Raw genomic sequence first — 9,395 nt, 5'->3', positions numbered from 1 at the left:
TTCGTCGTTCGCTCGCGCTCTCAACTACGAATAGGCAGACGGCGTCGACTATCGCGGACTAACCGCCTTCGCTTCGCTATCCATGGCGGTCAGCGTGAGCCATGCACCGATTCAAACACTGCGCTAAGGGTGCATCGCACTGGGGCATCCTCCTGCTGCTCAGCACTCTGAGCAGTGGTTGTGTCTCACTGCCCACCATCGACCTTAGTTCAATCTACACCCCTTCAAAACGTGAACAGAGTAGTGTCAAGCAGCAGCCGATAGAGCCACCCCAGACGGATATAAGAAAGGCCGTTGGCAAACCACAACTACCACCAAAACTGATCACTGCTCACACCACCGCATTAACTTCACTACAGCAGAATCGGCTACCACAGGCTGCAGCACAGTTTCAGGCGATCACCACTGCTCACCCAACACTGGCGACGCCCTTCGCCAATCTTGGCCTTACTCAGATGCAGCAGGGAGAGCATGAAGCGGCACTTGTAGCCTTTAAGCGTGCCATCGAGATCGATCCCCAGCTCGCAGTGGTGCATAACGAAATCGCTCTACTGCATCGACAGGCAGGTCGATTCAAGGCTGCACAAAAGGCCTACCAGCAGGCGCTGCTGATCGATCCCGAGTTGGCCATTGCACATCGAAACATTGGCATTCTGCACGACATCTATCTGCAGGATCTGACCACCGCCCAGCACCACTACCAGCGCTATCTGGAGCTGGCACCCGAGCACGCCACTGAAACCCGTCGCTGGCTGGCCGATATCGATCAGCGTCTGGCAACGACCACCGCACAGAGGTAACCGCGTGATGATTCAACTCAAACACCTGCCCTTTCTATTTGTCCTTCCGTTCTCAACAACACTCTATGCCGAGCAGACGGAGAGTCTGGATCTACAGGGTATGTCGATACACGGTAATAGCGAGCTACCCAAGTCGCTGATCATCATTCCGTGGAAGGGTTCACAGCCGGGTGACGCACTCAATCAGCCTTTCAACTCACTACTACACGAATCACTGCAGCCACTGGAGCGTGAAGTCTTTCTACGTGAACTCGATTATTACGAAGTGGTTCACAGAAATAGCCCCGAGTGACTCTCTATAGTGACTAGGAAATAAAAATGCGACATCCACTTATTCATCAACACCAACTAATTAGCAGAGGAGTTAGCTAATGGACATCTACACCACAATCGTCAGTTTCTTTCAGTCAGGTGGCATGTTCATGTACCCGATCGTTATCGTGCTCGCCATCGGTCTGGCCATCGCTATCGAACGCTATATATTCCTTAGCGTGGTGCGCAATCAGAACCAGCGTGCCTGGAAACAGATTCTTCCACTGCTGCATGAGGGCAACCTGAAACAGGTGCTGGCGATTACCGAGGAGTCGAAGGCGACACTCGGACGAATCCTCGGTTACGGTCTGGCACGGATGAAGAGCGCACGACGTCGTGACGATGTTGAACTGGCGATGGAAGAGGGTCTGATGGAGACGGTGCCACGTCTGCAGAAACGCACCCACTACATCGCCACCTTCGCCAACATCGCCACTCTGCTCGGTCTGCTCGGCACCATCATCGGCCTGATCCAGGCCTTCACTGCTGTGGCCAACGCCAACCCTGCCGATAAGGCGGACATGCTCTCGGCCAGTATCTCGGTGGCGATGAACACCACCGCCTTCGGCCTGATGGCAGCGATCCCGCTGCTGTTGCTCTACGCGGTGTTGCAGTCAAAGACCACCCAGCTGGTCGATAGCCTGGAGATGGCCTCGGTAAAGTTTGTTAACGCCCTCTCCGATCAGCGTCAGGTCTCTGGGCACGCCTGATGCGCCGTCGTCGTTACCACAACAGTGCGGCGCAGTCGGCTGACATCGACATCACCGCCTTCATGAATCTGATGGTGATCCTGGTGCCGTTTCTGCTGATCACCGCCGTCTTCTCCCGCATCACCATTCTGGAGCTCAATCTGCCCGCCGCGAACGCTGCGCAGAGCGCCAACAAACCGCAGCTACAGCTCGAGCTGGTGATACGCAGCGATCGTCTGGAGCTGGGCGATCGTAACGGGGGGCTGATCAAGTCGATTGCCAAAGGTGATGAGGGCTATGATCTCGCCGCCCTCTCGACTCTGCTGCAACAGCTCAAGGCACGCTATCCGGAGAAACGCGACATTACCCTGCTGCTTGAGGCTGAAATCAGCTACGACACTCTGGTAGAGATGATGGATGCGGTACGACTCGCCGAGGTGGTACAGAGTGGTTCGCTCGTACAGGCAGAGCTCTTCCCCGAGATTGCCGTGGGTGATGCACCGCTTGCCGTGCGGAGTGCCAGCCGATGAAACTCTCAAAACGCGCCGCACGCATGCAGCGTCAGCACAAACGCGGTATCGCGGCACCAGCGATCAACCTGGTCTCACTGATGGATATCTTCACCATCCTGGTCTTTTTCCTGCTGGTGAACTCCTCCGATGGAGAGGTGCTACCCAGCACCCGCAACGTCGAGCTACCCGAGTCGATCTCGGAGGCAAAACCGCGTCAGACGCTGGTGGTGATGGTGACCCAGGATGCGATCCTGCTTCAAGGTGAGCCTGTGACAGAACTCGAATCGATCAAGCGCGATGGCCTCGCCCTCCCCTCACTGATGCAGGCGCTTAAAGATGAAGCGGCACGCAAGCCAAGAGCGGCTGAAGATAAGGCTCCCGAGATTACCATCATGGGTCACAAACAGACCCCCTATCAGCTGCTGAAGCGGGTGATGGCAAGCTGTACCGAGGCGGGTTTTAGCCACGTATCACTGGCAGTGATGCAGAAGGCAGCACAGTCACGTGCGTCGCAGTCCAACAGGGAGGGATAGCCGTGAGCAGCGAGACACTAACCCTCCCCTGGATGCCCTTTGCTGAGGACGAGCGGCGCTTTCGTCGTATCACACTGTGCACACTGCTCACCACGCTACTGCTGAGCCTGTTGATCCCCTACCTGCCGCTACCGCCCAAACCTGAGCCAGAGAAGATCGTGCTCCCCCCGAGGCTGGCAAAGCTGATCCTGCAGAGACCCGAGCCCAAGCCGATCGTCAAACCGAAACCGATTGTGAAAAAACCGATCAAGAAAACGGTCGAGAAAAAAGCGCCGACGGTCAAATCAAAACCAAAGGTTGTGAAGAAGAGGGTTGCCAAAACGGTCGTTAAGAAGAGCGTACCGAAGTCCAAACCTAAACAGGTAGTGCAGAAACCGAAACCCGATCCGCTCGCAGCACGTAAAAAAGCGCAGCGCTCCGGTCTACTCGCCTTTAGCGATGAGCTGGCCGATCTACGCCAGCAGCCCTCCACCAAGCTGAGACAGACACGGCTCTCACAGGGTGGAAAGCAGGCGAGTGAGAGCGAGCGTGCCATCGTTACGGCCAAGGTCAGTCAGGGAAGCAGCGGCATCAAGAGCGTAAAGGTGAGTCGTAATGGCGGCGGCAGTATCGGTCTGGCCGAACGCGGCACCACCCGCGTCTCAGCGCCAGTTGAATCACTGGTTGAGGGTGAGAGCGGTGGTGGTGCACGTTATGCAGGGCGCGGCATTGAAGAGATCCAGATGGTCTTCGATCGCAACAAAGGCAAGATCTATGCGCTCTACAACCGTGAGCTGCGCCGCGACCCGACCCTGCAGGGAAAGCTGGTGCTGCGTCTGACCATCTCACCCGCCGGTAAGGTGACCGCCTGCGAGCTGGTCTCCAATGAGGTGGGATCTGGCAAGCTCGCAACTCGGGTGATGGCACGGGTGAAGCTATTTAACTTCGGTGCCAAGGAGGTTGAGGCAGTGACCATCACCTATCCGATCGACTTCCTGCCCGCCTAGCAGTCACTAGTGCGGTTAGATGTACACGCGCGGCCTATGCGTCATCTTCGTTATAGGCGGCACTACCGTTACGGCCGTTCGCCTTGGCCTTGTAGAGCGTGATATCGGCACGTTGAATGATCTCTTTGAGATCCTCCCCGGCGGGACTCATTACCGCCGTGCACAGTCGCTTACTGTTCATCGTTATATCCCTGCACCACTATCCTTGTCATGTTGCACATGAGAGATTGGAAGCTCAATACGAAAACAGGTACCACGCCCTAACTCGGAATCAACACCAACAGAACCTCTATGTTTTTCTATAATTCCAAAGGCTATTGAGAGACCAAGACCCGTACCCTTCCCCAGTGGCTTGGTGGTAAAAAAAGGATCAAATATTTTATCTACATACGCCGGATCCATACCACTACCATCATCCTCCATTTCCACATAGAGTCGCTCTTCATCAACCATGCCCGTGCGTACAATAATGACGCCCCTCTCCTCAATGGCATGCGATGCGTTGACCAGCAAATTCATCCAGACTTGATTGAGCTGAGAGGGTAGACACTCTATATTGGGAACATCTCCGTACTCCTTGATCACCTCAACCTTATATTTAAGCTCATTCCAAACCACGTTAATGGTGCTATCGATGCCACTATGCAGGTTGGCCCACTGCCAATCGTCCATATCAGGATGGGCGAAATCTTTCAGATCCCTGACAATCTCCTTCACTCTCTCTGCGCCGTGCTGACAATCTTTGATGATCTCCGCAATATCTTTGCTCAGGTAGCCCAGGTCGATCTCTCGTTTTAGCGCCAGAAGTTCCTCTACCGCCACATGATTCTCGGGCAGTAGTTTTTCAATGTGCTCATAGCTTGAAAGCAGGCACATCAGATCCTTGATGTAACTTTCGAGTGTATTTAGGTTTGAATTTATATATCCGACAGGATTATTGATCTCATGGGCAACGCCTGCAGAGAGCTGCCCAATCGCGGCCATCTTCTCCGAATGGACCATCTTCTGCTGCGTCTGTTTTAACTCGTTGTGCGTGTGCTCCAGCTCACTATGGCTAGCCTGCAGTTTGTTGGTACGATTTGTTACCTCCGCTTCGAGCGCTTCACTGTTAAGTTTCGCCTTGTCTATCATCTCTTTGAGACGCATCAGATTTCGAATTCGACACAACAGTTCAATCTTGTCGACCGGCTTGCTGATAAACTCCTCTGCGCCCGAGTTAAAGCCGCGTAAACGTGATTCTCGATCAGAGAGTGTGGTCACTAGAATGATCGGGATATCTGAAAGCGCCGGATTTCCCTTTACCCTTTCGGTGAGCTCGTAACCATCCATATCGGGCATCATCACATCGACTAACATCAGGCCTGGGTTGTAGCGTTCGATCGCCAACAGCGCCTTTTTTCCATTCTCAGCATAGAAACATTCATACCGTTCAGTGATGAGCATTGCCTCGATTAATTGATAATTAATCTGCTCATCATCAACAATGAGTATGCGGTTATTCTTCACCGATACGATCTCTTATTAGTTCTGCATGTCCCACTAAGATTTCTGCCTTATATCTAATCATCTAACGTCTTCTCGACCCGGGCTAACATCTTCTTATATCGAACCGGTTTTGCGGGATACCCATCACAACCAGCATCAAGAATTGCTTCACGATCACCATCCATTGCCCTTGCCATGACTACGATTACTGGAATATGACTCGTGCGTATATCTCGCTTGAGAAGGCGCGTCGCCTCCAGACCATCCGTTCCGGGCATATGGATATCCATTAGCACCGGATCAGGTCGCTGTTCTCGAATGAGTGGTATCTCTCTATCCGCACTCTCGGCCGTAATCAGTCAACACCTTGGCGGTCAAAATGATAATTGGGATATTTCGTGTATCGATAGCCTCCACTGCTCCACAGCAAAAGGTGCTGCTACTAATCCATGTCCATCACTATAGTTCACACAGCGAGTCTGGGAGCCGCTTCACGATGGAATTGGGTGCTGAGAGGCATAGATTCGGTGGTATTTCAGCACTGTGTGCCCCATGAACGTACTCAAGGGTCTGTTTCAGTCTAAATCAACTGACATTTTCGGCGTGAGAAAGCGGGCTACTACAGATCGCAGGAGCTCAAGAGTGGGGAGAGAGTGATACTCATCGACCTTATCCCTAAGCAATGGTGACAGCAGGTCACCATCAATCAGCGGAAAAGTCGGGGGCAGATCAGATAGATACAGAACAAACTCAGCCCAGGCCAGCTGAGCTACACTTCAGGCAATGATGAAGCGTTTGCTTATATATAAGCTAATTAATTGATTCTATTGGGAATAGATAAAATATGGCGGAGGATCAGGGATTCGAACCCTGGAGGGGCTTACACCCCTGCCGGTTTTCAAGACCGGTGCTTTCGACCACTCAGCCAACCCTCCAACGGAGCGCATCATACCCGAAGTCGGCCCCAAAGTGCTAGCCCTTGAAAGGAACAAAATCTGACCTCATCTGTCATACTGTTCGACTTGCTTTACTAAAACACGTTGTTACCATTAGTAGCAGATGAAAACTGGAGATCATCAATAATGAACCTGAGCCAATCAAACGCGACCAACACCAACGTTGAGAGCGTACTCGCTACCAACAAGGTGATTCGAAATACCTATTTACTGCTGTCGATGACGCTGATCTTCAGCGCTGTGACTGCCGTCGCCTCAATGGCGATGAATATGGGCATCATGACCAATCTGGCCAGCTCTGGTATTGCGCTGCTGCTGATGTGGTTTGTACTGCCTCGCACTGCCAATTCTGGCGCAGGCGTCGGTGTTGTCTTTGCAATTACCGGCCTACTCGGTTTTGGCCTCGGCCCGATTCTCAACCACTATCTGGCCATGCAGAACGGCGGCCAGCTGATCGCAACTGCAGCTGGTGGTACCGGAATCATCTTCATGGCCCTGTCGGCCTATGCACTGACCACTCGCAAAGATTTCAGCTTCATGGGTGGCTTCCTGATGGTTGGCCTGATTGTCGCGATTGTCGCTTCGCTGGCTAACATCTTCATGGGCATCCCTGCACTGTCACTGGCGATATCAGCTGCGGTCATCATGATCATGAGCGGCCTGATTCTTTATGACACAAGCCGCATGATCCATGATCCGAATGCGAACTATGTGATGATGACGGTCGGTCTCTTCCTCAGCATTCTCAACATCTTCACCAGCCTGCTTCACATTCTTGGTGCATTCTCAGGTGACGATTGATTCATAAGCGATAGAGAAACCAGAAAGCCCCGCCTAGGCGGGGCTTTCTTTTGGAGGATAGAAAATGGATTGGTTAAAGATTGGATCGGCAATACTACTTGTGATGATGCTGTTCTACCTGTGGCCGCGCGCCAGTCACATGCTGAAGAACAGCCCCAAGGGGTCAAGCAAGGATTGGATGGGTGCAATCATACCTATCGCACTGGTGATCGCCTTCGTCTTCCTGCTTGTTATGGCCGTCTAGCGTGAAGTGTTGATTCAATTGCCTGACTCGGTTGTTAACTCGATCTATTAGTCGAGTAGATCAGCAACACTCTTGCGTAAGGTTTTTACCAGATCGGGACCGATAACCTCAGCTGCAAACTCAATCGCAAACTTGTTCTTCTCACCGCCCATTATGCCGTCGACACAGCGCCCCAGATGGCTCAGGAAGGGATAACCCGGCTCCTCCCCCTGAAACTTCAACTCTGCGTACTCTGCGGCTCGGTTGTTGAGCTTTTCTATCACAACAGGACGGTAGTCACCCGGTCCCTGCACATCGAGCATATTATCGACCGTATGTTCAATCAGATGACCCGCCAGGGTGGAGATAAAGGCCTGACGATCCTCATCCTCAAGACGGATATAGGCCAGACGATCAGCCACCTGAAGCTCAAAGGCGACAAACTCTGCAATAATCTCCAGCTGGTGGCTGTATGAGTCGGTACGGAAACCATCATTCTCCATCTGATTGAGACCATTCATAGCTGCACGCCAGGCGACAAAGCCCATTACGCTAGCGCTCTCCTCGAGCGACTTACCCTCTTTGTCTTTGTGCCATTTTGTCTTGATACGCACTGCTCTACCTCTCTTGGACGAATTTTCTCTACTCGATATGGGGCGTCACAGCACGTTCTACAAGGCGTAGCGTGAGGTCATCGAAGTAGTCACCACCCCACGGTCCAAGCAGGTTGGCGCGGCGCGTCTCATAACGATTGAAGTGGTAGTGTGATTGGGGCATCAGATAGCCAATATAGTCGCCATTGAAGCTGGTCGGCCAGAAGGCGATGCCATCGCCCTCAAATCTGTCACGCAGGCGATCGGCGATATCGAGCGAGAGATCACCAGGATAGCCGACCAGTACCAACTTACCGATACGCAACAGCTGCAATTGGCTCTTCTGATCATGAATAATACCGCTGAGAAACGTACTGAGACGCCAACCATCAGCGATATTGACCGAGAGCACCGGCAGATCAACCTCCAGCAGATAGCTCGAGACAGGCGCCTCTAACGCTAACAGACTCATGCCAGGCTTACCCTTACTCGCTGCAAGTGACACATAGCGTTCACCAATGCGTCGTGCCACCTCATCAAGTTTCTGTTCCCGATCGAGATCGACACGAGGCGTCTTGGTACTGCCCACCGCGCCCACGGCAAACAGCACCTCCCCTCCCAGCTGCTTGGCCAACAGCTGCTGCAACTTCGCCGGATAGTCACCACTGACTCTGTAGTTGCGTTTACCGAGTATCGTTGGATGGGCAGGAAAGGAGACTAATGAGGCAAAGGGACGCTTAGACTTTAGATGCGAAAGCTGTAGCAGATTGAGCGTTGCAGAGGCCTCTATCTCTCTATCCAGGGCGTGACGCATTAGAGATTGTGAACTGGGTGCATCGAGTCGCTGCTGCCGATAACTAAGCCTGACCGGAAGCATTGAGGCTCGACTCTCCAGCACGGCTCGGCTAAAGGACGAAACCATGCGCTCAAACTGGGCTGGATCGAAGTTGCCCAAAGCGTACTGTGAGACCATATCTTCACCATAACCACCTGGACCCGAGTGGGTATGAGTAGCCGTGAAGAAGATTGCACCCCGTTCAACACCACTGCGTTGTACCACCGCATCAACTAGCTGTGGAATTGGCAATAGGTAGTCAGCTGCAACTATCGTTACCAGCGCCTCGCCAGCCTTAATCGACAATGCCTTCACAAACACACGATCTCGCACGCCAACATTCTCTTTCGGATTTCGTGCTGAATAACCGGCCAGGGGCACCCCCATCGGAGGGGTGATATCGATCACAGAGAGTCCCGCACTCAGCTTCCCATTCCCTGATATTACGGGCTGTAACTGATCAATGCGGGTGAAGGTCTGCTGGCTATAGGACTGCCCAAGATAATCGTCGTGATTTGTGGGCCAGGGGCCTACAAAGAGCACAAACAGTAGCAGTAGTAGTACAACGATCAACAAACTTCGTTGACCGCCACTCATTGAGTTCACTTTTTCACTCTCTGTTGACACGTATCGGCTCTATTGGTTTTTGCAGCGTAGTCAGTATCAAGCA

The 9,395-nt window shown here is 52.8% G+C and carries 13 protein-coding genes and 1 tRNA gene; 8 read left to right on the top strand and 6 right to left on the bottom strand.

Translation table 11 applies throughout. The annotated features are described in order from the left end of the window. The first annotated feature begins 101 nt into the window (after positions 1 to 101). The 6 genes from BOW52_RS06790 to BOW52_RS06765 all read left to right on the top strand — a co-directional run bounded on the left by BOW52_RS06790 (position 102) and on the right by BOW52_RS06765 (position 3,832). Positions 102 to 800 carry a tetratricopeptide repeat protein gene (locus BOW52_RS06790; protein WP_078483336.1) on the top strand — a complete coding sequence of 233 codons (699 nt, stop codon included), beginning with the start codon at positions 102 to 104 and terminating at the stop codon, positions 798 to 800. Between the two features lie 7 nt (positions 801 to 807). Further along, a complete protein-coding gene (locus BOW52_RS06785; RefSeq protein WP_078483335.1) occupies positions 808 to 1,092 on the top strand; it encodes a hypothetical protein in 285 nt (94 codons plus the stop codon). A 79-nt stretch (positions 1,093 to 1,171) separates the two neighbouring features. Further along, a complete protein-coding gene (locus tag BOW52_RS06780) occupies positions 1,172 to 1,822 on the top strand; it encodes a MotA/TolQ/ExbB proton channel family protein (protein ID WP_078483334.1) in 651 nt (216 codons plus the stop codon). After that, on the top strand, positions 1,822 to 2,331 hold the full coding sequence (locus BOW52_RS06775; protein WP_078483333.1) for an ExbD/TolR family protein: 510 nt from the start codon (positions 1,822 to 1,824) through the stop codon (positions 2,329 to 2,331). Before BOW52_RS06780 ends, BOW52_RS06775 begins: the two co-directional genes overlap by 1 nt. Further along, a complete protein-coding gene (locus BOW52_RS06770; RefSeq protein WP_078483332.1) occupies positions 2,328 to 2,846 on the top strand; it encodes an ExbD/TolR family protein in 519 nt (172 codons plus the stop codon). The genes BOW52_RS06775 and BOW52_RS06770 overlap by 4 nt, the downstream gene beginning before the upstream one ends. 2 nt (positions 2,847 to 2,848) lie before the next feature. Further along, positions 2,849 to 3,832: an AgmX/PglI C-terminal domain-containing protein gene (locus BOW52_RS06765; protein ID WP_078483331.1), complete on the top strand. Its 984-nt coding sequence runs from the start codon at positions 2,849 to 2,851 to the stop codon at positions 3,830 to 3,832. A gap of 34 nt (positions 3,833 to 3,866) precedes the next feature. Here BOW52_RS06765 and BOW52_RS06760 read toward each other — a convergent pair whose 3' ends face one another. From BOW52_RS06760 to BOW52_RS06745, 4 genes are all read right to left on the bottom strand, one after another. Next, on the bottom strand, positions 3,867 to 4,013 hold the full coding sequence (locus tag BOW52_RS06760) for a diguanylate cyclase (protein ID WP_135622114.1): 147 nt from the start codon (positions 4,011 to 4,013) through the stop codon (positions 3,867 to 3,869). Positions 4,014 to 4,015: 2 nt separating this feature from the next. After that, positions 4,016 to 5,338, bottom strand: coding sequence for a response regulator (locus tag BOW52_RS06755; protein WP_078483330.1), 1,323 nt, complete (start codon positions 5,336 to 5,338; stop codon positions 4,016 to 4,018). A 53-nt stretch (positions 5,339 to 5,391) separates the two neighbouring features. Further along, positions 5,392 to 5,673 (bottom strand): response regulator, encoded by a 282-nt coding sequence (locus BOW52_RS06750; protein WP_330359759.1) that lies wholly within the window; start codon positions 5,671 to 5,673, stop codon positions 5,392 to 5,394. A gap of 489 nt (positions 5,674 to 6,162) precedes the next feature. Next, positions 6,163 to 6,252, bottom strand: a tRNA-Ser gene (locus BOW52_RS06745). Between the two features lie 147 nt (positions 6,253 to 6,399). Between BOW52_RS06745 and BOW52_RS06740 the strand changes: the two genes are divergently transcribed. After that, on the top strand, positions 6,400 to 7,074 hold the full coding sequence (locus tag BOW52_RS06740; RefSeq protein ID WP_078483328.1) for a Bax inhibitor-1/YccA family protein: 675 nt from the start codon (positions 6,400 to 6,402) through the stop codon (positions 7,072 to 7,074). Between the two features lie 64 nt (positions 7,075 to 7,138). Further along, on the top strand, positions 7,139 to 7,318 hold the full coding sequence (locus tag BOW52_RS06735; protein WP_078483327.1) for a hypothetical protein: 180 nt from the start codon (positions 7,139 to 7,141) through the stop codon (positions 7,316 to 7,318). A 47-nt stretch (positions 7,319 to 7,365) separates the two neighbouring features. On the opposite strand, the gene BOW52_RS06730 is transcribed toward BOW52_RS06735, so the two are convergent. Beyond that, positions 7,366 to 7,911 (bottom strand): hypothetical protein, encoded by a 546-nt coding sequence (locus BOW52_RS06730; protein ID WP_078483326.1) that lies wholly within the window; start codon positions 7,909 to 7,911, stop codon positions 7,366 to 7,368. Positions 7,912 to 7,939: 28 nt separating this feature from the next. Continuing rightward, a complete protein-coding gene (locus BOW52_RS06725; protein WP_078483325.1) occupies positions 7,940 to 9,322 on the bottom strand; it encodes a neutral/alkaline non-lysosomal ceramidase N-terminal domain-containing protein in 1,383 nt (460 codons plus the stop codon). Between the last annotated feature and the right edge of the window lie 73 nt (positions 9,323 to 9,395).

The organism is Solemya pervernicosa gill symbiont, assembly GCF_002020875.1.
Taxonomy (GTDB): Bacteria; Pseudomonadota; Gammaproteobacteria.
This window is presented reverse-complemented; position numbering and strand designations above follow the sequence as displayed.

Excerpts from the sequence above, each read along its gene's own strand:
- BOW52_RS06790 (WP_078483336.1), top strand. The coding sequence starts at position 102 with ATGCACCGATTCAAACACTGCGCTAAGGGTGCATCGCACTGGGGCATC.
- BOW52_RS06785 (WP_078483335.1), top strand. The coding sequence starts at position 808 with ATGATTCAACTCAAACACCTGCCCTTTCTATTTGTCCTTCCGTTCTCA.
- BOW52_RS06780 (WP_078483334.1), top strand. The coding sequence starts at position 1,172 with ATGGACATCTACACCACAATCGTCAGTTTCTTTCAGTCAGGTGGCATG.
- BOW52_RS06775 (WP_078483333.1), top strand. The coding sequence starts at position 1,822 with ATGCGCCGTCGTCGTTACCACAACAGTGCGGCGCAGTCGGCTGACATC.
- BOW52_RS06770 (WP_078483332.1), top strand. The coding sequence starts at position 2,328 with ATGAAACTCTCAAAACGCGCCGCACGCATGCAGCGTCAGCACAAACGC.
- BOW52_RS06760 (WP_135622114.1), bottom strand. The coding sequence starts at position 4,013 with ATGAACAGTAAGCGACTGTGCACGGCGGTAATGAGTCCCGCCGGGGAG.
- BOW52_RS06740 (WP_078483328.1), top strand. The coding sequence starts at position 6,400 with ATGAACCTGAGCCAATCAAACGCGACCAACACCAACGTTGAGAGCGTA.
- BOW52_RS06735 (WP_078483327.1), top strand. The coding sequence starts at position 7,139 with ATGGATTGGTTAAAGATTGGATCGGCAATACTACTTGTGATGATGCTG.
- BOW52_RS06725 (WP_078483325.1), bottom strand. The coding sequence starts at position 9,322 with ATGAGTGGCGGTCAACGAAGTTTGTTGATCGTTGTACTACTACTGCTA.